The organism is Streptococcus rifensis (assembly GCF_053203525.1).
In genome coordinates, this window is record NZ_JBRUCW010000016.1 from 40,216 (window position 1) to 64,179 (window position 23,964).

Here is a 23,964-nt window from a genome sequence, read left to right on the forward strand (position 1 = left end):
TTAAGGTCCCAGTTTTTTAGATTGTCTTACCAATTTTTGTTAAGGTCTTCCCCAGATTGGGAAAAAACCTTTAATAATTTTCTTGAAAAATCCAAAGATGGTCATCAAAATGTTTTGAGGTTTTTCCTCAGCTTTCCCATCTAATTGATTTTTGGATCCTTCCAAGCGTTCCAAAATGGCATCGACTTCAGCTTGTGTGGCATGTTCTTTGGTCAAGGTTTCTTTAGCCAGTTCTAAGTTTTGCTCAAAGTCTACCTTAATTGACTCAGTAGCATTTTTGTATAGTACATCAGCGGAATCAACAAGTTGAACTGAAACATTAACGAGTTCTGCTAAGGCCGTTTTGTCTGTCACCTTACCGTCAAGTGCCTCTTTAGCTGCTGATAAAGCTTCAGCTGCCTGATTGACAGTTGCTTGGTCATGTTTTGCCATCATAACCTGTTCAGCTTGCTTTAAGGCCTCGTCATAAGCCTGTTTTAGCTCAGGACGAGCATTGTAGTAAAGTGGGTTTAGTGCTAGATTATCAAGTTTAGCAGCAATCAGAGCCCTCTTATCAATCAAGGTCAACTTGGTAACATTTTGCTGATCTTCTAAAACATCAACAACAATGGTATTGAGGTCTTCAAGAATTTCATAACCCTCTGGTAATGTAATATCTAAAGTATATGTACCGATCGGTATATCCTTACCAAAGGCTTGCCTGTTGTATCTAGCAGCCGGTAAGGTCATGGTTAATCCCTTTTCATTAGTCAAAGTAACTGTTGTTCCATCTGGGGCAACTTGGTCAAAGACTACGGTCATTGCTTCTTTTGGTAAGAGTTTGACATAGAAATTGGCTCGCTGAAGGCTGGCTTCTTCTGTTAAGGTAACAACAACAACTTCCTGACCGGTCATAACTGATCTTTCTGTGTCGTACAAGAAAATTTCAAAGCTATAGGTTCCAAATGGTAGTTTTAGAACATTTTTAGCATCGCCGTTGCGAGGCAAGTCAGTCACAAGATTGCCATCGGCATCTTTGACAGAGAAAGAATAGGTAATACCAGTTGGACGGCCTGTTTCTTCATTAATAACGTTGACCTCAACGAGCCCCAAATCGTTACCGATAGCAACTAAGTTTTCGACTTTAGCGGACACAAGATTTCCCGCAAAATCCTCAACCGTATAATAAAATTCAGATAAATCTGCTAAGTCTAACGGTAAAGTAAAGGAGCCGTCAGCATTTTTAGCAATATAAACTCTATTATCGCGAATAACAACCTGACCGGTTATAGGATCCTGTTCAGTAATGCTTGTGTTGCCATTTTCATCTTTTGCCAAGTAGAATACCTGGTCTCGCACGATTGGCGAAGGACCATAAACGATTGGGTTACGTGGCGTAAATACAAAGCTGGTGTCATCATAGGTTGCTGTTGTGATTTCTGGTGACTGGCGATCAACAATAACGTCGAAAATCATGGTTTGCTGTTCAGCGCCGATAACATCTGGATAATAGGTCAGAACATATTTATAGAAACCATCTTCCAATGGCTTGCCATCCTGATCCTCACCTGCCCATTCGGTCGGAACAACGATGGTAGATTTTGGATTTTGCGGAACTCCGCTAAAGTAATTCTTGATCCCGCCTGTTGGTCTACTTGTCCATAGAGGAGTTTCAAGGTTAATATCCTCTGCATGGAAAACACTTGCAACTAGGTTATTATAATTACGTAAGAAGACGCCTTTAAATGCCAAAACATCTTGATTACCATCGCCATTTGGCGAAATAGCTAAATAAGGTGTTCCTGACTCATCGACTTCTAATACGAATTGATCATTTTCATTGGTAAAGGAACCAAGCAGTTTAATACCTAAACTGTTTCTGGCATCACCATTTGAATAAACAACTTCAGAACTATTAGTTACTAGTCCAGTATAGTTTTCATATCCTGGAACAATTAGATCAGTTTTGGGGGCAAAATAAACCCCGCCTTTTCCATCCGAAATCAAATCATAAACAGGTTCTTCTAAGATATCTAGATTTTGGAACTCTCCTTTGAACCCGACATAAGGAATACTAATAACATCAGCACCGTCAACTGGATCAACAAAGCGGACAAAACCTTCAAGATAGTAACCGTTTGGCATCATTTGCGTTAAGGCTTCAGTATACATTTTTGTATCAACTGTGATTTGGACTGTTGTACTGCTATTCGGGGCAACTGTGATCGTTTTTTCGCCAGAAATAGTACCAAGCTCCAATGGATAAAGAGTGATTAAGCCTTTTTCAACATAATCGGTATTGACATGAGTTTGATAGTTTAGAGTTTTGGCTTCATTTGTAATGTTGTGAACGATGACGTCAAAGCTAAAGGTCTCATCAACATTCCCAAGTGTGATACTACTGTAATCGTCCTTACCTGTGGCATAAAGACCTGTTGAAATAGCTGCTTTTGTGTCCAAGAGTCCTGCTCCTTGTTGACGAGGAGACGTGTAAGCTCTTGTGAGCGAATTAATATGAGGAGTTGCTGTGCTCATGATAAGATGCTTCACCAAAGCTTCCAACTCAGCATTGGTTTTTTCTGGATAGGCTTCCTTGAGGTATTGTTTGACAAGGACTACCGCACCTGCGACATGCGGAGCTGCCATACTAGTTCCGCTCATCATGTCGTATTCGTTATCGTTTATCGATGCGTATATTCCACCACCTGGAGCTGAAATATCAGGTTTTAATTCGCCATCAGCTGTCAGTCCCCAACTGGAAAAATCTGAGAATTCACCTGCTCTAGGGTTGGCTGATTTATCTAACTCCCCTTTGAACATCAGTTTTAAATCAGGATTAGCAACCAGAGCTTCTCCAAACTCAGCTGGAATAAAGATGGCAGGAATGGCACGTCCAGCTTCTGCAATAGACATATTGACATTGCTCTCTCCGGCTGTATGATTAAAGATAACAGCTCCTACTGCTCCACTTGCTGCTGCGTTTGCCACTTTAACAGTGAAGTCAAACTCACCACGTTTGATGAGTGCTAACTTACCAGAAAAGTCTTTTCCTTCAAAATCTTCGGGTTTACCAAGTCCAGCATAAACTAACTCATAGGCTTTATTTTGTTCAAATTTTTCTTTGCTGACATTTGGATTTGTAAAGGAACTTTTCCCATTATTGAGATCCTCATTGTCCTCCAGACCGATAATTTGAACAACTTCTCCTATAACAGTTGAATTGTTGAAGGAAGCAACTGAGATGGCATCACGAGCGGTAGAGGGACTACCTACAAGGCCATAATCAGGGTTAGTGGCAAGAGGCAAGGTATGACCAGAACCAAACGTTCCATCATTTCCAGCCGCAATCACTACAGAAACGCCTGCCCTTCTAGCCATCTCAATAGCTGCAATTACCTGGTCTCCCACATTAGTTAGAGACCCTGTAGCGCTTCCTAGACTAAGGTTGATGCTGTCTGCACCAAGCTTAACAGCATCTTTAATGGCTTGAACGTAAAGGGCTGCTCCTGTACGGTTATGAACATCAGAGAAGACGCGCATAAACATAACCTGTGCTTCTGGGGCAACTCCATAGATCAGTTCATCTCGAACCGGCTGAGAAGGATTTCCAGCTGCAATACCGGTCACATGCATTCCGTGAGAAGTCTTATCTGCCTCTTTTAACTCAGTGTTGACATCTACATAGTTATAGCCAAAGATAACTTTATCATTGTACCATTTCCCATAAGTAATGCCATTCTCAGCCATAGCAGCTTTCATCTCATCTTCAGACTTGTATTTGGCTTTGGTGACATCACTAATTTGCAACACATCATGATCAACATCTAATCCAGAATCGATGATGGCAACAACCATCCCCTCGCCTTTATAGCCACTTTCCCATGTAGATGGAACAGAAATTATCGTGTTGCTATCGATATTTTGAGGAGTATCATTTAAAGGTGTAGGTACTTCTGTGTCTTCCTCCTCAGAAGCGGCTACCTTATCTTCTTTTCGAATGTGATCCACTTCAACTTCCGAAGGCTGAGGCTCAGTAAGATCAGAATGTACAACGTCAATTTGTGGATCCACTACCACCTGAGAGTCTGTCTCTTCAGTTACACTCGTTTCTGAGACGATAGTTTCACTAGTTCCAGCCTCATCAGTGACTTGTTGCTGATACCCCACAATAGTCGTCTCACTATCTGGCGGTAAATTGCTTATCGTGTCATAAGAAATGACTGTTAAGTCTTGAGCCTCTGATAAATCATCAGCGCTGACAAGCTGATGACCAGACAGTAAAAAGAAAGCACCTAAGAGAACAGATAAGGTACCGACTTTGTATTTCCGAATTGAAAAGATTTGTTTCTTCTCCATATATAATATACCTCCTAAGTATGTAACAAAAGATTACTTAATTATTAAAACATAATTTGTCAGACAATTCAATGTTTTTTAAATATTAATTTTATTTAGATATTATTGAAAAGACGTTACATAAGATATCTATTATAGCTAATTAGTAGAAAATGTTTGCTTTACTGAGAATTTGGATAACAGGTAGCTGATATATAAGAGATCCCATTAATGTGATTCTTAGTAAAAAGAAAACAGCAATCATAAATAGATTGACTGTTTTCTTTTAGTTAGCACTTATTTTGGAATACCAATATCTGGTCATTTCTTCCGTTTTTTGTGGAGTTTTTTGACCAAAACTTCCCCCAAAATAAGGAGAAGAATAGTCAGGATGATAAAAGCCAGGCCCTTAATTAAGAAAAAGCGGTCTACAGATAGCTGTATACGAAAAATATCATAGATAAAGAAGGTTAAGATAATACCACCTAGCCAAAAAATTAAACGTCCAACAAAAAGATTATTAAGTCGTCCACCATCCTCATGAGACTCTCTATCTTTCGTAATATATGAAAAATACCGGATAATTGCATAAAGCAGGCAGGTGAAAAGAATTAAAAAGAAACTATTACTCATTTAATACATCCTCCCCTTGTAAATAATAGCGAAAGCGACTGGCAGATAGTGTCCAGCCGCTTAATTGTTATTTGCGCTTCTTCTTCGCTTTTTTCATTTTATTAGCCATGCGTTTCATGCTTTGTTCTGCAGCAAAGGCACCAATTTTACCTTTAAGGCCTCCACCAAACATTTGACTCATGTCCATATTGCCCATATCTGGCATACCTGGCATCCCACCAAGAGCTGACATATCCATGCCGGACATATCAGGCATATTTGGCATGTTTTTCGGCATATTGTTCGGGTTGATTCCCATGTCACGCATCATCTTAGACATGTCCCCACTCATCACACCCTGCATCATGGTTTTAGCTTGGTTAAAATCTTTGATGAATTTGTTGACGTCTACGAAACTATTTCCTGAACCAGTTGCGATACGACGGCGACGGCTTGGTGTCAATAGCTCTGGATTTTCACGTTCTTCAGGAGTCATCGATTGGACAATGGCTTTCTTACGAGCAATTTCCTTCTCATCTACCTTGAGATTTGAGAGGGCCGGATTCCCAGCCATACCAGGAATCATCTTCAGTAATTCTTCCATAGGTCCCATGTTCTGAACTTGGTCTAACTGCGAAATAAAGTCATTGAAATCAAAAGTGTTTTCACGCATTTTTTCAGCGAGCTCTAGTGATTTCTTCTCATCATAATCTGCTGACGCCTTCTCAATGAGGGTTAACAAGTCACCCATTCCCAAAATACGGCTAGCCATACGATCTGGGTGGAAGGTTTCAATATCTGTGATTTTCTCACCGGTACCCGTATACTTGATCGGTTGCCCAGTAATTTGACGCACTGAAAGCGCAGCACCACCACGGGTATCCCCATCGATCTTAGTTAGGACAACACCTGTAATATCCAGTTGTTCATTGAACTCGCGAGCAACGTTAGCAGCTTCTTGACCAATCATGGCATCCACAACGAGTAGGATTTCGTTAGGTTGTGCTAAAGATTTAACGTCACGAAGCTCAGTCATCAAGACTTCATCAATCTGAAGGCGACCAGCTGTATCGATAAGGACATAATCGTTATGATGTTTGCGGGCTTCTTCTAACCCTTGACGTACAATCTCAACGGCTGGCACTTGATTACCAAGTTCAAAGACTGGGACATCGATTTGATGACCAAGTGTTTTCAACTGATCAATTGCGGCGGGACGATAAATATCCGCTGCAATCATCATCGGACGAGCTTTCTCGTCTTTCTTCAGTTTATTAGCTAGCTTCCCTGCAAAGGTTGTTTTACCAGCCCCTTGAAGACCGACCATCATGATAATGGTTGGAATCTTAGGAGATTTGATAAGTTCTGCAGTATCTGACCCCAAAATTTCGGTCAACTCTTCATTGACAATTTTAACAACCTGTTGAGCAGGGTTCAAGGTGTCAATAACTTCTTGACCAAGTGCCCGCGTACGAATATTGCGCACAAATTCTTTAACGACAGGAAGAGCAACATCAGCCTCCAAAAGCGCTAATCGGATTTCTTTGGTGACCTCTTGGACGTCCGCTTCAGAAATCTTTTTCTTTCCGCGAAGGCCCTTAAATACATTTTGTAAACGTTCAGTTAAACTTTCAAATGCCATGGTATTACCAGTTCTCCTTAATCTCTATTATCGATACTAGCTAGTAGGGAAATTTTCTCTTGGATAAAGGTGTCCTCCGGATACTTCTCCAAAAATTCATCAAATATATGGCTTCTAACAATGTAGTCAGAGTACATGTGCAATTTCTTCTCGTAGTCTTCTAAAATCTTTTCCGTACGTTTGATATTATCATATACTGCTTGTCGGCTAACATTAAATTCTTCCGCAATTTCTACTAAACTGTAGTCGTCTGCGTAATAAAGTTCAATATAGTTCATTTGTTTGTCCGTTAACAAAGCAGCATAAAACTCAAATAACGCATTCATGCGATTTGTTTTTTCAATTTCCATAAGTCCTATTATATCAAAAATATAGCGCATTTGTTGAAATTTTCCCTATAGATAAAGCCACTTAAGTTAAAAGACCTTAAAATAAGTTAAAATGAGAATAATTTATTTTACATAACTTAAATTATGCAAAAATACGTGTTAACTATATTTAATATTTTGCATAAATTTAATTATATCAAACTCTTTCGGTATAAATAACGCCTTCGATACTCTCAATAAGTGCACACAGATCCTCAAAACTGTATTTTTCAGTGACGGGAATCCCTACAATCAATGGAGAGACACTGTCGTGAGGATTTTTATCAGTGATATACTCCATTTTATGGATAGAGATATTTTTTTCAGATAGTTTTTGACGAATTGTATCTAAAGGAGTTTTTTTATCAATCTCAACATAGATATCGATAATTTTACTTTTATTTCGAATGTAAAGGTCCAGTCGAATAACCACTTCCATAGTGAGATAAAGCATAACGCCTCCAAGAATTGCTAATTCATAGGCACCGATACCCACTGCCATACCATTGGCTGCTACTCCCCAGAGGCTCGCAGCTGTTGTCAAGCCCTTAATTTGGTTTTTCGTGGTAACCATAATGGTACCGGCACCTAGAAAACCTATCCCACTAACGACTTGAGCACCCATTCGAACGGGATCCCCTTCTCCATAGATTTGATGGATGTACTGATTGGTCATCATGATAATTGCTGAACCTAGTGACACTAGAATAAAGGTTCGTAAGCCAGCTGCCTTATTCTTGATTCCCCGCTCCATTCCTACTATTCCTCCTAAAAGAACAGCTAAGACTATCCGAATAACCATTTCTAAAGGGGTGAGGACACGGATTGCTTCAAAAGGTTGGGTTAAAAAATCCATGATAATCTCCTTTCTTGTTACTGCTATTATATCATTTTTATAACAAAAAAGACCCCACAATAAAGTGGGGTTATGGGCACTCAGATAGTGAGATAGAAAGGTTCACACAGTCTATCAAGGTCCGCTCCTGCGTTAATGACCTCCCATGCGCAAATATGGCTATTGCCAAATTCGGCTCATCGCATGACTATATAGTAGCAAATTAACACCAATTCTGCAACGATTTTGTTTCTTAGGGACACATATGTTTTTAGCTCTTTCATATTTTATTTCTGACCAATTTTATATTCTGCGCTATAATAGGTGAAAAGGAGGTTTTCTATGACTGAATCTAAAGATAATTTAAAAGAGCGTTTGACAAATATCCAGTACGAGGTCACGCAGAACAATGCAACTGAAGCACCCTTCACCGGGGAGTACGATGATTTTTATGAGGAAGGGATCTATGTCGATATCGTGAGCGGTGAGCCCCTCTTCTCCTCTCTGGACAAGTATGATGCTGGGTGCGGTTGGCCGGCCTTTACAAAGCCGATTACCAAGGTTAAAAATCTGGCAGACTATAGCTACGGCATGCACCGTATCGAAGTGCGTAGCCAAGAGGCTGATTCCCATCTAGGGCATGTTTTTTCCGATGGTCCTGTGGATCAAGGCGGTTTGCGCTACTGCATCAACTCAGCGGCCTTGCGTTTTATCGCTAAAGATGACTTAACAGCCGAAGGCTATGCAGAGTATGAAGAACTGTTTAAACCCTAAAAAGAGACCTCCAACAGTCCTTTGACAGATTGTTAGAGGTCTTTTGGTTTGCTTTAGAAGAGTCCTACTGCTGTGCCATCAGAGGTTACGTCCATATTAAGGGCGGCTGGCGCTTTTGGCAGACCAGGCATGGTCATGACATCCCCAGTAAGAGCCACAATAAAGCCTGCACCTAGTTTTGGCACTAACTCGCGAATAGTAATGGCAAAGTTTTCCGGAGCCCCAAGCAAGGTTGGATCGTCAGAAAAACTATATTGGGTTTTGGCCATACAGATTGGCAAATTATCCCAACCGTTTTTAACAATTTGAGCAATTTGTGTTTGAGCTTTCTTTTCAAAAATAACCTTATTACCACCATAAATGTTGGTCACGATGGCTTCTATTTTCGCTTCAATGCTCTCGTCATCTTGGTAAAGACGGGTATAGTTGCTTGGCTTGGTATCCAGTGTTTCAATCAAGGCTTCAGCTAAAGCGACGCCACCTTCTGCTCCTTTAGCCCATACCGACGTCAAAGCAACTGGAACATCAATTGACGCGCAAAGTGCTTTAAGCGTCTCGATTTCAGCTTCAGTATCCGAAACAAATTCATTGATGGCGACTACTACTGGCACGCCATACTGGCGAATATTGGCAACGTGACGGGCTAAGTTTGCAAATCCAACTTCTAATGCCTCTACATTTTCATCCGTTAAGTCTGTCTTAGCTATACCACCATGCATTTTAAGGGCACGAATGGTGGCGACAATAACAACCGCATCAGGAGTTTTTGGAAGTTGTGGTACTTTGATGTCTAGGAATTTTTCTGCGCCTAGATCAGCCCCAAAACCGGCTTCAGTAACCACATAATCCGCTAATCCTAGAGCAGTCGTGGTCGCAAGAACCGAGTTGCAACCATGGGCAATATTAGCAAATGGACCACCGTGAACAAGAGCAGGTGTGCCATAAATGGTTTGAACCAAATTCGGTTTCAAGGCATCTTTTAGGATAAGTGCTAGCGCACCTTCTACCTTGAGGTCGCGCACATAGACAGGTGTACGGTCATAACGATAACCAATCACAATACTTGCCAGACGTTCTTTGAGGTTTTCAAGGCTGGTCGCCAGGCAGAGAATAGCCATGATTTCACTAGCAACGGTAATGTCAAAACCATCTTCACGTGGAATACCATTAAGGGGACTTCCAAGACCAATTGTCACCTGACGAAGAGCCCGGTCATTGAGGTCTACAACCCGTTTCCATAGAATGCGACGAGGGTCGATATTGAGTTCATTACCTTGGTGCAAATGATTATCAATAAGAGCAGATAAGGCGTTATTGGCAGTTGTGATGGCGTGCATATCTCCCGTAAAATGAAGATTGATGTCTTCCATAGGAAGGACTTGAGCAAATCCACCTCCTGCTGCACCACCCTTTACCCCCATAACAGGGCCAAGAGAAGGCTCACGAAGGGCTATCATGGTTTTTTTGCCGACATGAGACAAAGCATCGGCCAAGCCAATTGTCACTGTAGACTTACCTTCACCTGCTGGTGTTGGGTTGATGGCTGTCACCAAGATTAACTTGCCCTTGTTTTCTTTTCCTGCTTCCTGAATCGCATCAAAAGACAGTTTCGCCTTGTACTTCCCATAAAGCTCCAAATCATCTTCCTTGATTTCGGCTTTTTTAGCAATTTCAGTAATGGGTTTTAAGGTCACGCTTTGTGCAATTTCAATATCTGTTTTCATGATAACTCCTTTGAAAATCATTTGACCCTATTATACCATTTTATTTTTCAATTCATTTAGAACTTATTAGAAAAAGCCTTTTACAAACAATATAATCCGAACAAACACTCTAATTACAGTTTTAACGTATGGATTAAAAAAGAGCAACTAGATTTCCCTTTTCAGGGCCCTATTTGCTCTTAATTTAACATATACTATAGTTTGCTGGTCAGTCTAAGTCATCGCTTGGTAAACCTTTTATCATGACATATCATTTCAGTATAAAAAGTTGTGACCATCTATTTTTAAACAGAAACGTGTTGCTGCAGGCGGTGCATATCAGCATAGCGTCCGCCAAGAGCCAGGAGTTCGTGGTGGTTGCCACGTTCGACAATCTCCCCTTCGTGTAGGACGAGGATTTGATCAGCTGTTTGAATGGTAGAGAGCCGATGGGCGATGATAAAGGTCGTCCGCCCTTCCTTGACCACATCCATGGCTTTTTGAATCACTTCTTCGGTTTCGGTATCAATGTGCGAGGTCGCTTCATCAAGGATGAGGATTTTAGGGTCAGAAGCCAAGGTTCTGGCAAAGGCAATCAACTGCCGCTCACCACTCGAAAAGGCATTGCCTTTTTCAACAACAGGCTCGTAAATTCCGTGTTCCAAACGCTCTAGCATAGGGCTAGCTCCGACCTTCTCGAGCGATTCTCTGATGACCACTTCTGGCATATCAGCATCATCCATAGCAACATTGCTGGCAATAGTCCCTGTGAAGAGATAAGGGTCCTGAAGGACTATCCCCATATCGGCCCTGACACTCTCCCGGTTAAAGCTGGCAATGTCCTGACCATCAATTAGGATGCGACCGTGTTGAGGATCGTAAAAGCGAAAAAGCAGGTTCATGATGGAACTTTTCCCTGATCCTGTGTGACCAACAAGGGCTACGGTCTCACCTTTTTTAGCTTCAATGCTAATGTTTTTTAAGACCCAGTTGGCATCCTTATAGGCAAAAGAAACATTCTCAAACACAACATTTCCAGCTGATACTGTTAATATTTCTTCACTGTCTGCTTCAAGCGCTTGGTCTAAAAGCTCATAAACCCGTTTGCCAGTCGCTAAAGAACGCTGCATATTAGGCAATAGTCTGACCAACATGCCCAGGGCGTTAAAGAGACGTTCCACATAATTGACATAGGAGAAAATCAAGCCTGCTGTAATCCCTAGACGGCCACCAATAACATAGTAGCCAACGGTCGCCAGAATTAAAGCTAAGACGAGGCGTTTAAACAACTCGACTAAGGTCCAGGACATGGTAGCCTCAACCTTGGTCATTTTTAAGTCTGACGTTAGCATGCGCTGAGCGGTTTCATCAAACTGATCAGTCATAGACTCTTCTTGGCCGAAGAGCTGGATAATGCTAGCACCATTCATAGCTTCATTGACCTGGCTGTTAAGTTCACTCTGTGCCTCGTAAAAATCAGTCATGGCAGACTCGGTCTGTTTGCTGTATGCTTTTTGCCAATAGATAAATATGGGAATTAAAAGCAACAGCACAAGACCAAGCCAAAGGTTTAAAGACAGCAAGACCACATAGATAATGACGACCCATAGCAGGTTAATGATGACGTTAGAGAGCATCGTCCCGTAGAATTGACTACGTAGCGTCTCGGTGTCGTTCACGATGCGGGCTGAAATTTTACCAGCGGGTTTATCGTCAAAATAAGAAATCGGTAGAGCCTGCATGGTGTTGTAAGCTCTATTTCGCAGGGTTTCACCGACCTTGTTAGCCACATGCATGAGCAGTCTTACAGATGCATAACTGATAGCATTGCCCACAACAGTCAAACCGACAAAAAGACCAAGTTGGCTCAAGAGACGTCCTGTATCCAGATTTGCTCCCTTGGAGACTGGGGTTAACAGGTTGTCAATCACGCCCTGGACAATGAGCGGTGCACCCTGAATCATAAACCCCGAAACAAGCATGAGGACCATGCCCACGGCAAATAATTTCCAGAAATGCTTAATTTCCGATGCTAATCGAATGGCAATGTTCAATTTAAGCACCTCCTTCTTCACTTTGTTGGCGTTGGTACTGCTCAGCATACCAACCGTTTTGACGGACCAATTCTTCTGGTCGTCCTTCCTCTATCACGCGCCCCTCGTCTAAAACAATTACCCAGTCCGCGTGTTGCACCGCAGATAAGCGATGGGTCACAATCACATTGGTCTTGCCCGCACGAAGTTTCTGGATATTTTCGATGATTTGGCGTTCTGTTTTGGCATCAACCGCTGAGAGCGAGTCGTCCAAAATCAAGAGTTCTGGCTCTTTGATTAAGGCTCTGGCAATTGAAATCCTCTGTTTTTGACCACCTGAGATGGAGACTCCTTTTTCCCCAACCATGGTAGAAAGGCCTTCACTCATACGTTCTAAATCATCAGAAAAGGCAGCAGCATCAACAGCATCGATTATCTGGACAGTCTTGGAATCAGGCTGACCAAAACGGATATTGTCTTCCACACTGCGGGAAAACAAAATATGCTCTTGGGGCACGTAGCCCAGCTTATCTTCGAAACCTCTTCGACGGTAGTTGGTAATCGGGCGATCATTGACCAGGTATTGGCCTGTTCCCACAGGATATTGACGTAATAATTGTCTGACCAAGGTCGTCTTCCCACTACCAGTTTTGCCGACAATCCCCAGTGTCTGACCTTTTTCCAAGGTCACTGTGATATGGTCAAGCGCTGGCTGCTGGCTGCCTGAATAGGTAAAACTGTAATCTTCAAAATGGATGCGGTCCAACTCACTAAATGCGAGCTGACCGTCCTCTTCCATATCATCGGTCGTCTCCATCAATTCGGTCAGCTTGTCATAGGCAACCTTCCCAATCTGATAAATCAGAACCATATCCGACAGCACCCACATAGGGTCCATGAGCATGATGGAATAGAGTTGCAGAGCCACGACGTCTCCAAGCTGGAGTTGTCCCTGGGTCATGTAGTGTCCACCAAAGCCGACGACAAAAGCTGTACTGATGCCTAAAAAGGTGAGCGATAACCGGCCATAGGCGGACTGGTAAAACATAATCCTGTCATTTTTCTTGACCAAGTTGGCTGTTTTTTCTTGAAAGCGTCTCGCCCCCAACTCTTTTTTACCGTAGGCGCGTGTCACTCGGATACCCTCGACCACTTCTAACACTTCGTTGCTCAGTTGTGCCACGGCTTCCCGAGATTCCTCAGAAGCAATCTCTTGCTTGGCACTGATCAGATAAACCAACACGCCCAAGATGATAATAGGCAGCGTGGCCAATAGGGTAATCTGCCAGGAAATGAGAACCATAGCTGGCAGGACAAAGAAAATCGTTCCCAGAGCCGAAAAAATACTCATAACCCCAAAACCGAGTAATTCGGAATAGTCATTGGTGTCATTGGTAAAGCGTGTCAGCATATCCCCTGAGCGGAATTTTTCATAAAAGGGCGTCCGCATCTGAATCAGCTTACCAAACAGGCGACGACGCAAGTCAAAGCGATAGGTGCTTGCTTTGCCAAACAGAAGTCGAACCCAGATATGGTCAGCCACATAGGTTACAATACCAGCTGTCAAAACTGTTGCGATAGCCGTGATTAGATTCTCCCGAGTCAATGTTCCCTGGCTAATGTGATTAATCACAGTCTGGGTCATCTTGGTCGGAACGACAAAAAGCCCATAAGAAATGGTCAATCCAACAGCTACCACACTATAGGTCATCCAGTTAGTTTTCACGAAAGTCCAGATCGCTGCTAACATGCTCTGGCTCGACTTAGTTTCCTTCATACATACTCCTTTTAAATGCTTAGCGACTGGCTATGATAGCAATACCGCTGCCATATTTCGTTCGCTAATTCTCCACCAGTTAAAGCTACTTTGATAGCACAGCCAGGCTCCGTATCGTGCTTGCAATTGCTAAATTTACAACCCTCTGCAATCTCATAAATATGACCAAATAAACGCTCTGGATAGAGTCTGTCTCTACTGTCAATTCCCTTAAACCCAGGTGTATCAATCAGATATCCCTTGGTTTGTGGCAGAGGGATCATCAGACTAGCTGTCGTGGTGTGTTTTCCCTTGCTGTCCTTGCGAACAGCCTGTGTTTGAAATACTTCTTCACCTAGAAAGCTATTGATTAGACTGGTCTTACCAGCCCCAGAACTACCAATCAAGAGTGTTACCCCTTCTTTTGGAAGAAGGTTCTGCACCTCCTCAAGCTGCTCTGGCTGATAGAGACTAACCGGATGGATGTGAACCTCTGGGTATAAGGCATTAACTTGGGCGATAAAGTCATTGTAGCTGTCGCTTAGGTCACACTTGGTCAGCAAAACATGAATAGCTAATTCTTCCTGGCCAAATACCATGAGGTAGCGCTCCAACTTTGCTAACGATAGATTTTGATCAACTGCTATAAGAATCATGAGCTGGTCAACATTTGTAGCCAGTATCTGCTCTTTACTAGCAAAATGATCGTCCTTAGCCGTTTTATTTCTAGCTTTTTTAACGATACGATGTCGTTCTACAAGATTTGAAATGGTCTGCTCCTTAGATATCGTTTCTATGTTAACAATATCTCCCACATAATAGGATTCCTTTAGTCGTTTTTTGTCAATTGTTAGTAGACTGCCATCGATTAATCCTACTTGATAGCCACCCTTGGTTTCAGAAACCACGCGGGCATATAATTCTCCATCGGTTACTTTTTCTAATAAATAAGCCATGTGCTTTCCTCTTTTCCTAATCCTTACCCAGCTCACGAGGATTTTTACACAAAAAATCCTATCCTTTCATGGCAAAAGACACCAGAAAGGATAGGATTCGGCTTTTTTAGGCAAAAGAAACACAGATAGTTTTCATTTACTTACAGGGCTTGATCGCTTATCTTTAAAGGAGTTAATGCCAATACTGTTGTAGTTATTTTTAGTAATGTGTTCATAGTAAAAACTCCTTTCATCGTTTGTTAACGTGTATAAGTTTAGCACGCAAAGCCAATACTGTCAAGAGTATTCAGAAAATTTCTTAAAAATACAAGACAAAAAGCATCCAAACGAATGCTTTGTAGTTTTATCAATAGCCATAACCAGAGTTAATGTAGGTTGCCCAGGCTTGATCTTCAGCTAATGTTTGAGCTGAAGTGTACTGGCCCCGGTAGTTGTTCCAAACAGATTCGCCAGCTCCAGGAAGATACCCATAAGCAGGTTGATCATAAACCGTTAAACCATAGGCTTCGATGATGCTGTTTAATTTAAGATTATAAGACGTATCTGTCGCATAAGTACCTGTCAAGGCTGCTGTCGCATCCCAATAGTTAGGGGCATAGGATTTACGGGCTCCCGCATAAAAGTCACTGCTTAATAAATTAGCATAATCATACATGGATTCAGCCCAACTATTGTAGGCCCTAAATGGTGCATCTATGTAGTAAGGATTCCCAAAACCATCGTCTTCCCAAGTTTTCATGGTCACTGAATTGCCATAATAAGAACCTTTGATGCCATAGAGATTGTAGCTTGGGCCGAGAGCCAAACCTGATTGACCACTATGGGATTCTAAAATAGCTTGTGCTATCATAACAGACGCATAAAGATCACGTTCCTGCGCAATTTGTCGAGCTCGCTCACCCACTAGATTAATAAAGTTAACAGTGGCATCACCTGTTAGACCCTCTGCTTCTACGGTATTGTTTTTTGACTCGCTAAAAGGATTGCCAAATAAACCAGCAATCATACCGGTTAAAGCCAACCCAGCCATCATCCATTTTTGCGTTCCTTTAGTCATTCTTATCTCCAATTCTTTTTAAATCCTATAATTCTCACTATCTCAAAGTATATCAAAGGGATTTGACGAATAGAGGACATTCTATGACAATTGTGTAATATTTATCTTACAGATTTTAACAATGGACTTTCCAAAATGACTAAAGTTAGCAAACGGTTTCGTTTTTCTAACAGATATGGTAAACTACTACTATTGATTTATTCACAAAAAAATAATCAATAGGACAAATTATGAAAAAAATATTCTTGCTCATTATAGGACTGCTAACATTTGCACTAGGTACTTTAGGTCTCTACTTACCAGTATTACCGACAACTGTCTTTTACATGATAGCAGCCTATTGTTTTGCCAGATCATCCGACAGATTTTACAACAAATTGACCCGTTCGAAACACTATGACGAATACATCGTCAAACCCTTCATCCATGGTCAAGTTTCTAATCGTAAAAAATCACATATCTTTCTTTCTTTGACCATCGTTTTTGGCCTTAGTATGTTGATAGCACCTCCTATCTGGGTCAAATGGATGCTTGGCGGGATTTACTTGGCCCACATCATAGGTCTGTCTTGGTACTGGGCCTTCAAAGCCAAAAAGAAATAACCTAGTCCTCTCAGAAAGTGGACTTAAGGCTCTAAATAGGATAAAATACTGCTATGAAAATCATAATCACATCTGGTGGAACTTCTGAAGCCATTGATTCCGTTCGTGACATCACTAATAAAGCGACTGGCCGTCTAGGGCAGGTCATGGCTGAACGCTTTTTAGAGGCGGGACATGACGTCACCTTTGTGACCACCAAACATGCTTTTAAACCGCAACCTCATGATCGGTTAACAGTTCGTCTGATTTCTAACGTCGTTTCCTTAACGGAGACTCTTGAACCATTGGTCAAAACCCATGATGCCATTGTTCATGCCATGGCAGTCTCTGACTACACGCCGGTTTACATGACTGACTTTGAGACAGTCTCTGAAACTAAAGATCTAAAGCAATTCCTATCTGCTCATAATGCGGAGACCAAAATTTCTTCTTCAGCAGATTACCAAGTTCTTTTTCTGAAAAAGACACCGAAAGTCATCAGCGCTATTAAAGAATGGAATCCAGCTATTCACTTAATCGGTTTCAAACTACTGGTTGACGTTGCTAAGCAAGAGCTATTTGAGGTGGCGCGTGCAAGCCTTCTTAAAAATAAGGCGGATGCCATCGTTGCTAACGATCTGACGGAAATCTCAGGAGATACTCACAAGGCTTACCTTGTAACTACTTCTAAAGAAATACAGGCCGAAACAAAGCAGGGTATTGCTGACATGATTCTTACTTTTTTAAAAAACATTGAGGATGCAAAATGATGAAACACATTACACTTGCTGTCACAGGGTCTATCTCAGCCTATAAGGCAGCAGAGCTTGTCAGTCAGTTGGGAAAACTTGGCTATGAGGTCACTGTGTTGATGACCAAATCAGCTACTGCCTTTATCACCCCTTTGACCCTTCAGGTTCTCTCCAAAAATCAGGTTCATCTCGATGTCATGGAAGAACCTCAAGTAGATAAAGTCAACCACATTGAACTCGCAAAACAAACAGATCTTTTTTTGGTAGCGCCAGCTTCTGCTAATATTATCGCCAAGCTTGCCCATGGTCTGGCAGATGATATCGTTTCTTGCGTTTCCTTAGCTCTGCCTGCCAACATTCCAAAACTGATTGCACCTGCTATGAATACTCAAATGTACAACAATCCAATCACTCAGGCTAATCTTGCCACACTGACGCAATATGGCTATCACGAAATTTTACCTCGGGAAGCCCTCTTGGCTTGTGGTGACTTTGGTCGCGGTGCTTTAGCAGACCTTTCACTTATTATAGAAACAATTGAGGAGACCTTGAATGCCAACACTTACTAGAAAAAAACAAGCTAACCAACTTGCTGTCATTGCCATGTTCTTTGCCACAATGTTGGTCATCCATTTCATGACATCGTTTATCTTTAATGTTATTCCATTTCCGATTAAGCCTACGCTGGTTCACGTTCCGGTTATTATAGCCTCTATTATTTATGGACCTCGCATTGGGGCGATACTAGGTTTTTTGATGGGGATTATCAGCGTTATAGCGAATACATTTGTATTGTTACCAACAAGTTATTTATTTTCACCCTTTGTCCCAAATGGTAGTTTCGTGTCCCTTATCATCGCCATTGTTCCACGGGTGCTTATCGGAATCACACCTTACTTTGTATACAAATGGCTTCATCATAAGACTGGCTTGATCATCGCTGGTGCGATCGGTTCCATGACCAATACCATTTTTGTACTCGGTGGGATCTTCATTCTATTTGCAAATGTTTATTCAGGTGATATTCAGGCTATGCTGGCGGTTGTTTTTGGCGGAAATGCTATCGCGGAAATGGTTATCTCAGCCTTATTAACGCTTGCCATTGTGCCCTCTTTACAAAAATTAGCCAAAAAATCATAACTCACCAAAAGGGAGTGGGACAAAAATCGGTAACCGAATAGGTTCGATTTTCCCCTCCCTTTTTTATTTTTTAGGTTAGGGCTGAGAAGGTCTATCCCCAGTCCTTCTCACTCCCACCCTCGCATAGCTCAAACAGTCACTTTATGACTGTTTGAGGTTGGAAATAGGGGAAACAATATTTCCCTCTTTTGTTAGGGCTGTAAAAACTGATGAAATCAGCGAAGAGAGGCCACTCAGCAGTGGCTCATTGGTGCTAAAGCACCTAATGACCTGTGCAGGGGTAACACTAAAACTGGCATAGCCAGTGAGTGTTACTCCCAACCACTGCGTCTTGTTTAATTGATAATAAATTATTAGGAGGCTAGGACTTTTGTCCCAGCCACTTTTTGATATTGTTTAGTCTTAGGTAATTTTGACAATGGAGTCGAAAATCACTGAAAATTTTTCTGAAATGTTAAATATTTAACTGTTATTTTTGCAAAATCATGATATAATGAAAGCGATTAAATATTAAAGGAGCTTTTCCCATGTCCTATCAAGAAAACTACCAAAAATGGTTAGATGCTTCTAACCTTCCTAATGACTTACGTGAAGAGTTGATTTCCATGGATGAAAAAACCAAGGAAGATGCCTTTTACACAAACTTAGAGTTTGGCACAGCTGGTATGCGTGGTATTATCGGTGCAGGAACGAACCGTATCAATATATTCGTGGTTCGTCAGGCGACTGAAGGGTTGGCCCAACTGATTGAAAGCAAGGGGGATGATGCTAAAAAACGTGGTGTCGTTATCGCTTATGATAGCCGTCACAATTCACCAGAATTTGCGGATGAGTCAGCTGCTGTTTTAGCTCAGCATGGCATCAAAGCCTATGTTTTCGAGGGACTTCGTCCTACACCAGAGCTTTCTTTTGCAGTTCGTCATCTCAACACTTGGGCTGGTATCATGATTACTGCAAGTCATAACCCTGCACCATTTAATGGTTATAAGGTATACGGGGAAGATGGTGGTCAAATGCCTCCAGCAGATGCGGATGCGCTTACGGCTTATATCCGTGCCATCCAAGATCCGTTTACAATTGCAGTCGCTGATTTGGATGCAGTCAAAGAGAACGGACTTGTGGAAGTCATCGGTGAAACCGTCGATGCCGAATACCTAAAAGAAGTGAAATCGGTCAATATCAACCAAGACCTCATTAATCAATATGGCCGTGACATGAAAATTGTCTACACCCCTCTTCATGGGACAGGTGAAATGTTGGCCCGTCGTGCTCTCGCTCAGGCTGGTTTTGAAGCTGTTGAAGTTGTTGAGGAACAGGCTGTAGCTGATCCTGATTTCTCAACAGTGAAATCTCCTAACCCTGAAAGTCAGGCAGCTTTTGCCATGGCCGAAGAACTAGGTCGTCAGGTCGGCGCAGACGTTTTAGTTGCAACAGATCCAGATGCTGACCGTCTTGGTGTTGAAATTCGTCAACCTGACGGCAGTTACACCAACCTCTCTGGTAATCAGATTGGTGCTATCATCGCTAAATACATCCTCGAAGCCCATAAGCAAGCTGGTACTTTACCTACAAATGCTGCCCTTGCTAAATCTATTGTTTCAACTGAATTGGTCACCAAAATCGCCGAAAGTTATGGCGCAACCATGTTCAATGTGCTTACAGGCTTTAAATTCATTGCGGAGAAAATTCAAGAATTTGAAGACACTGGCAACCACACCTACATGTTTGGGTTTGAAGAAAGTTTTGGCTATCTGATCAAGCCATTTGTCCGTGACAAGGATGCCATCCAAGCCCTACTGTTGATTGCCGAAATCGCTGCTTACTATCGCTCTAGAGACTTAACGTTAGCAGATGGCATTGACGAAATCTACAAAGAGTATGGCTACTTCGCTGAAAAAACGATCTCAGTGACCCTGTCAGGTGTTGATGGTGCCGCTGAAATCAAGAAAATTATGGACAAATTCCGTGGGGAAGCTCCAGCTACCTTTGGCAATATTGCAGTAGCTAAAACGGAAGACTTCCAAGAGTTAACCTCTACTACTGCTGATGGCCAGGTGATTGCTCTAACAACGCCACCGAGTAATGTGTTAAAATACACATTAGCAGATGATTCTTGGCTAGCTGTTCGTCCCTCTGGAACAGAGCCTAAGATTAAATTCTACATTGCAACCGTCGGAGCTGATCTCGCTGACGCACAAAACAAAATTGAAGCCATTGAAGCTGAAATCAATGCATTTGTCAGATAAGTTTGTCAAATTTATGAACGAAACGCATCGCGCAATGAATGAGATTGCGTGGTGCGTTTTTCTTTCAAATCCAATAGACTGACCACTAACTGCTTTTCCTGTTACTGTTACTGGTATTGATGTGATCAGTGGGAGACCCATCTAGTCTCATATTGCTTTTCATCGCCAATCACCATACGGCTAATCATATAAAAAAGCAGAGGGATCGTTTTGTAATCCTGACTGCTTTTTTATGATTTTTAGGCCTTAGGTTTAGAGTATGCCTTAATATAAGTTCTTTCATGGTAAACCTGCTCAATATCAAAGAGATCGATATTTTCTTTTTGAGAAACGATGTAGACGCCCTCTCTTTGATAATAAGGGATCTCTTGTCCGTCACGGGAAAATTTAAGCCGTTTCTCGTCTAAGAGTACCTCAAATTGAAAACCTTCTTGATCTTTAGGTCTTCCGACAACTAGAAAATCTTCTGCGACAACAGTTGCACCCCATTTTTGATAGAGGTGGTTAGCAGCATCGCCATCTCGGGTAAAAATAGCTAGCGCTTCTACTTCTTTAGCAATCAAAGCTTGTTCAGCTTCAGCAAAGAGCTGGGAAGCAATGCCCTTGTTTTGATGATCTGGGTGCACGGCCAAATTTTCAAAGTAAGCAACCTTGTTAGCAGGATGGTAACGGTAGCTTTGGCTGATATCTTCCTGATAGATGTTGATGGTCAGCAGTCCTAAAACCTGATCACCTTCAACAGCAATCAAATCAATCTGATCTTGGTAAATATTCGTATTCATTTCCTCCTTTTCTCATGACATGTCGTCAAAGAAGGGTGAAAACAGATGGCTTAGAGCCTTAGTATAAACCCAGGATTTTTCAAATTCTGGCTGATAGGGTATGATTTTCATTAACTTTCTCCTCTTAAATAAAATGATCGTTAGCGTCTGACTGATTGTCCCATTCGGAAATAGGTATGACGCTTACCGCGAATAGCAATGCTATAAGCCATGAGATTTTCAGGTTCTGGCATACGACCATAGCCACCATCTCCAATGTGATGAATGTCACTCCCTACCCGCTTATTGCTCAGAGCGAAAGTGCGTATCGTGTCCCTATCAGCACTTTCTTGACTGGTGCCAATGGTTGACATGACAAGACCACCTCGTTTTTTGACTGCTATAACAGCCTCTCTAGCTTCCGCTTCTGTGACGCCAGGCACCGTTCCAACGGCAGGGATAAGAACACCATCTGCACCCAAGGCCACAAACTCTTCTAGAACTGGAATATTGATGATACTCTCCCCAAGACCAGCGCCATGCATTTTTCCAGCAAAGATTAGCCCTGAAAAATGAGATTTTGCAACTGTAATAGAGGTTTTTATCGCATCAAGCGAGACACCTGTCGAAGGATTTCCTGTCAGCATGATAAAGTCAACACCGATTTTTTCAGCTTGCTCAAAGGTGGCTACTGTCGCTAATCGTCCTGCTGGCAAGGTCACTTTCTCATCTTGCACCTTGAGCTGATCATCGACCGGCTCTAGATTAATGCCAATTGGGCGTCCAGTTAAACTTTTTAAGCTAGTTATCGGTGTATTATCCTCAAAGCCATTGATAAATTGGCTAAAAACATCAAATTCATTTAGCACAATTAAGTCAGCTCCAAAGCTTGCCATCATCTCGGCATTCGTCACACCAGCAATCAAAGGTGCAGCAGTCACGACCGTCTCACCTAAAATCGTCCGACCTTCACTGCTTAAAATAGCAGCTTTAAGGTCTATTGCAGACATCTGCTCAAAGTCACTAGCATAACAAGATAATAAGCGTTTCATCGGTGATCCTCTTTACATTGATATAATTTAAAACCATTATACCACAAAAGAATTCGAGCGCTATTCACTGACAAAAGAAAAATACGCGCCTAAGACTATTGATCGGTGGGTTAGTATACTCGTAGCAAATAGAGGCCGCATTACTGGAGACAGCTGACAAAGTTTCCCATTTCTAACTCATTTTTGATATAGTTTGCGTCTATATCATCCCTCCATTTTTAACTATTTTTCAAGCCATGCTTTATCTGCTAAAATGAATCCATCAAATAAAAGGAGACTTCAAAATGACTCAATCAAAATTTCAATTAGTCGGATCACTCTTGCGTCCTGCCAAACTTAAGTCCTATAAGGCTGAAATCGAACACCGTGATGATATCCAATACCCTTTCTACGACGCCCTGCCGGGATACAAGGAGACAGAAACTGCTGATATCAAGCAAATCATTGCCGACCAAAAAGAAAACGGTATCGATATATTGACAGATGGTGAGTTCGGTCGTTCTATGTGGCACTTGGACTTTGTATGGGGCCTAAAAGGGATTGAGCGTTATATCGCAAAACATGGCTATACTTTCAAAGACTATGACGGTACACAATTTGAAACCCGAAAGGACATCGGCATTCGCATTACAGAACCACTTTCCGGAAAAGGTCATCACTTCTTGGATATCTACAAATTGGTTAAGGCTGAAGCAGGGGATCACGAAACCAAACAAACCATTTGGGGGCCAGCCCATGCCTATACTGAATTAGCTATCTTTGATGGACTGGCTGGTGAAGGACAAGTATACGAAACTAATGAAGAGTTAAAAGCTGGTCTCATCAACGCTTATAAAGAATTTCTAAGGGAATATAAGGAAATTGGTGGTAAGATTATTCAATTTGACGATTGCCTTTGGGAATTGTTTGATGAATCTAATCCTGCTTCATTCTTCGCAGATGGTAATGCAGGATTGGCTGAATTAGCAGATGAATTCATCGCCATCAACAACGAAGTCATTGACTATGCTCATGAGATTGGTTTGACTGTTTGGACGCATAATTGCCGTGGAAACTACGAAAGCCGTTCTGCTGCTGAAGGTACATACGAAGCCATCGCAACAAAATTCTTGAAAGACCAAAATTACGACCGCTTCTTTCTCGAGTGGGATAGCGAAGTTGCTGGTGACTTAAAAGCTCTTGAAGCTTTAAAGGATCGTGATGCTGAGGTCGTTTTAGGGCTTCTTTCGTCTAAAACGACAACACTTGACGATGAAAAACGGGCTTTAGACCTCTTGGAAGAAGCTAGCCAAATTCTCCCTAAAGAGCGCCTCTTCCTATCTCACCAATGCGGCTTTGCTTCTTGCGATTCAGGTAACGAGTTAGCCACTCCTCAACAATGG

16 protein-coding genes and 2 pseudogenes are annotated in these 23,964 nt (G+C 41.9%); 7 read left to right on the top strand and 11 right to left on the bottom strand.

What is annotated here, in order from left to right; all coding sequences use genetic code 11:
• Window positions 1-191: 191 nt before the first annotated feature.
• The 4 genes and pseudogenes from ACVRYP_RS09430 to ACVRYP_RS09445 all read right to left on the bottom strand — a co-directional run.
• Window positions 192-4,335 (bottom strand): annotated as a pseudogene (locus tag ACVRYP_RS09430) (S8 family serine peptidase); the annotation flags it as partial.
• Between the two features lie 679 nt (window positions 4,336-5,014).
• Complete coding sequence (ffh, locus tag ACVRYP_RS09435) at window positions 5,015-6,568, bottom strand: signal recognition particle protein (RefSeq protein ID WP_447468466.1); 1,554 nt, start codon at window positions 6,566-6,568, stop codon at window positions 5,015-5,017.
• A gap of 17 nt (window positions 6,569-6,585) precedes the next feature.
• Window positions 6,586-6,918 carry a putative DNA-binding protein gene (locus tag ACVRYP_RS09440; RefSeq protein WP_447468481.1) on the bottom strand — a complete coding sequence of 111 codons (333 nt, stop codon included), beginning with the start codon at window positions 6,916-6,918 and terminating at the stop codon, window positions 6,586-6,588.
• A 175-nt stretch (window positions 6,919-7,093) separates the two neighbouring features.
• Window positions 7,094-7,792, bottom strand: coding sequence for an MgtC/SapB family protein (locus tag ACVRYP_RS09445; RefSeq protein ID WP_447468467.1), 699 nt, complete (start codon window positions 7,790-7,792; stop codon window positions 7,094-7,096).
• A gap of 321 nt (window positions 7,793-8,113) precedes the next feature.
• On the opposite strand from ACVRYP_RS09445, the gene msrB reads away from it, so the two are divergent.
• Complete coding sequence (msrB, locus tag ACVRYP_RS09450; protein WP_447468468.1) at window positions 8,114-8,545, top strand: peptide-methionine (R)-S-oxide reductase MsrB; 432 nt, start codon at window positions 8,114-8,116, stop codon at window positions 8,543-8,545.
• 53 nt (window positions 8,546-8,598) lie between these two features.
• Here msrB and ACVRYP_RS09455 read toward each other — a convergent pair whose 3' ends face one another.
• The 5 genes from ACVRYP_RS09455 to ACVRYP_RS09475 form a co-directional block, all read right to left on the bottom strand.
• Window positions 8,599-10,269, bottom strand: coding sequence for a formate--tetrahydrofolate ligase (locus ACVRYP_RS09455; RefSeq protein ID WP_447468469.1), 1,671 nt, complete (start codon window positions 10,267-10,269; stop codon window positions 8,599-8,601).
• Between the two features lie 284 nt (window positions 10,270-10,553).
• A complete protein-coding gene (locus ACVRYP_RS09460) occupies window positions 10,554-12,302 on the bottom strand; it encodes an ABC transporter ATP-binding protein (protein WP_447468470.1) in 1,749 nt (582 codons plus the stop codon).
• 1 nt (window position 12,303) lies between these two features.
• Window positions 12,304-14,031, bottom strand: coding sequence for an ABC transporter ATP-binding protein (locus ACVRYP_RS09465; RefSeq protein WP_447468482.1), 1,728 nt, complete (start codon window positions 14,029-14,031; stop codon window positions 12,304-12,306).
• Window positions 14,032-14,069: 38 nt separating this feature from the next.
• Entirely contained in the window at window positions 14,070-14,993 is a 924-nt protein-coding gene (gene rsgA, locus ACVRYP_RS09470; protein WP_447468471.1) for a ribosome small subunit-dependent GTPase A, read from the bottom strand.
• Window positions 14,994-15,339: 346 nt separating this feature from the next.
• The gene (locus ACVRYP_RS09475; protein WP_447468472.1) at window positions 15,340-16,050 is read right to left on the bottom strand and encodes a glucosaminidase domain-containing protein; all 711 of its coding nucleotides are present in this window, start codon (window positions 16,048-16,050) and stop codon (window positions 15,340-15,342) included.
• A 230-nt stretch (window positions 16,051-16,280) separates the two neighbouring features.
• Here ACVRYP_RS09475 and ACVRYP_RS09480 point away from each other — a divergent pair, with 230 nt between their 5' ends.
• The 5 genes from ACVRYP_RS09480 (at window position 16,281) to ACVRYP_RS09500 (ending at window position 20,769) form a co-directional block, all read left to right on the top strand.
• The gene (locus ACVRYP_RS09480) at window positions 16,281-16,652 is read left to right on the top strand and encodes a YbaN family protein (protein ID WP_447468473.1); all 372 of its coding nucleotides are present in this window, start codon (window positions 16,281-16,283) and stop codon (window positions 16,650-16,652) included.
• A 53-nt stretch (window positions 16,653-16,705) separates the two neighbouring features.
• A complete protein-coding gene (locus ACVRYP_RS09485; RefSeq protein WP_447468474.1) occupies window positions 16,706-17,401 on the top strand; it encodes a phosphopantothenate--cysteine ligase in 696 nt (231 codons plus the stop codon).
• Window positions 17,398-17,952 carry a phosphopantothenoylcysteine decarboxylase gene (coaC, locus tag ACVRYP_RS09490; protein ID WP_447468475.1) on the top strand — a complete coding sequence of 185 codons (555 nt, stop codon included), beginning with the start codon at window positions 17,398-17,400 and terminating at the stop codon, window positions 17,950-17,952. Before ACVRYP_RS09485 ends, coaC begins: the two co-directional genes overlap by 4 nt.
• Window positions 17,936-18,523, top strand: coding sequence for an ECF transporter S component (locus tag ACVRYP_RS09495; protein ID WP_447468476.1), 588 nt, complete (start codon window positions 17,936-17,938; stop codon window positions 18,521-18,523). The genes coaC and ACVRYP_RS09495 overlap by 17 nt, the downstream gene beginning before the upstream one ends.
• Window positions 18,524-19,050: 527 nt before the next feature.
• Window positions 19,051-20,769 carry a phospho-sugar mutase gene (locus ACVRYP_RS09500; protein ID WP_447468477.1) on the top strand — a complete coding sequence of 573 codons (1,719 nt, stop codon included), beginning with the start codon at window positions 19,051-19,053 and terminating at the stop codon, window positions 20,767-20,769.
• A 239-nt stretch (window positions 20,770-21,008) separates the two neighbouring features.
• On the opposite strand, the pseudogene ACVRYP_RS09505 reads toward ACVRYP_RS09500, so the two are convergent.
• Together ACVRYP_RS09505 and ACVRYP_RS09510 are read right to left on the bottom strand one after the other, a co-directional pair.
• A pseudogene (locus ACVRYP_RS09505) lies at window positions 21,009-21,662 on the bottom strand (GNAT family N-acetyltransferase).
• Between the two features lie 29 nt (window positions 21,663-21,691).
• Window positions 21,692-22,582 carry a DUF7916 family protein gene (locus tag ACVRYP_RS09510; RefSeq protein ID WP_447468478.1) on the bottom strand — a complete coding sequence of 297 codons (891 nt, stop codon included), beginning with the start codon at window positions 22,580-22,582 and terminating at the stop codon, window positions 21,692-21,694.
• 284 nt (window positions 22,583-22,866) lie between these two features.
• Here ACVRYP_RS09510 and ACVRYP_RS09515 point away from each other — a divergent pair.
• Window positions 22,867-23,964: cobalamin-independent methionine synthase II family protein (locus tag ACVRYP_RS09515; protein WP_447468479.1), on the top strand; the 1,098-nt coding region annotated here is incomplete at its 3' end.

What these genes read in the sequence shown, in the direction of transcription:
- ACVRYP_RS09485 (WP_447468474.1), top strand. Translation starts at nt 16,706, where the DNA reads ATGAAAATCATAATCACATCTGGTGGAACTTCTGAAGCCATTGATTCC.
- ACVRYP_RS09475 (WP_447468472.1), bottom strand. Translation starts at nt 16,050, where the DNA reads ATGACTAAAGGAACGCAAAAATGGATGATGGCTGGGTTGGCTTTAACC.
- ACVRYP_RS09495 (WP_447468476.1), top strand. Translation starts at nt 17,936, where the DNA reads ATGCCAACACTTACTAGAAAAAAACAAGCTAACCAACTTGCTGTCATT.
- msrB (WP_447468468.1), top strand. Translation starts at nt 8,114, where the DNA reads ATGACTGAATCTAAAGATAATTTAAAAGAGCGTTTGACAAATATCCAG.
- ACVRYP_RS09500 (WP_447468477.1), top strand. Translation starts at nt 19,051, where the DNA reads ATGTCCTATCAAGAAAACTACCAAAAATGGTTAGATGCTTCTAACCTT.
- ACVRYP_RS09465 (WP_447468482.1), bottom strand. Translation starts at nt 14,031, where the DNA reads ATGTTAGCAGCGATCTGGACTTTCGTGAAAACTAACTGGATGACCTAT.
- ACVRYP_RS09455 (WP_447468469.1), bottom strand. Translation starts at nt 10,269, where the DNA reads ATGAAAACAGATATTGAAATTGCACAAAGCGTGACCTTAAAACCCATT.
- ACVRYP_RS09480 (WP_447468473.1), top strand. Translation starts at nt 16,281, where the DNA reads ATGAAAAAAATATTCTTGCTCATTATAGGACTGCTAACATTTGCACTA.
- coaC (WP_447468475.1), top strand. Translation starts at nt 17,398, where the DNA reads ATGATGAAACACATTACACTTGCTGTCACAGGGTCTATCTCAGCCTAT.
- ACVRYP_RS09510 (WP_447468478.1), bottom strand. Translation starts at nt 22,582, where the DNA reads ATGAAACGCTTATTATCTTGTTATGCTAGTGACTTTGAGCAGATGTCT.
- ACVRYP_RS09445 (WP_447468467.1), bottom strand. Translation starts at nt 7,792, where the DNA reads ATGGATTTTTTAACCCAACCTTTTGAAGCAATCCGTGTCCTCACCCCT.
- rsgA (WP_447468471.1), bottom strand. Translation starts at nt 14,993, where the DNA reads ATGGCTTATTTATTAGAAAAAGTAACCGATGGAGAATTATATGCCCGC.
- ffh (WP_447468466.1), bottom strand. Translation starts at nt 6,568, where the DNA reads ATGGCATTTGAAAGTTTAACTGAACGTTTACAAAATGTATTTAAGGGC.
- ACVRYP_RS09440 (WP_447468481.1), bottom strand. Translation starts at nt 6,918, where the DNA reads ATGGAAATTGAAAAAACAAATCGCATGAATGCGTTATTTGAGTTTTAT.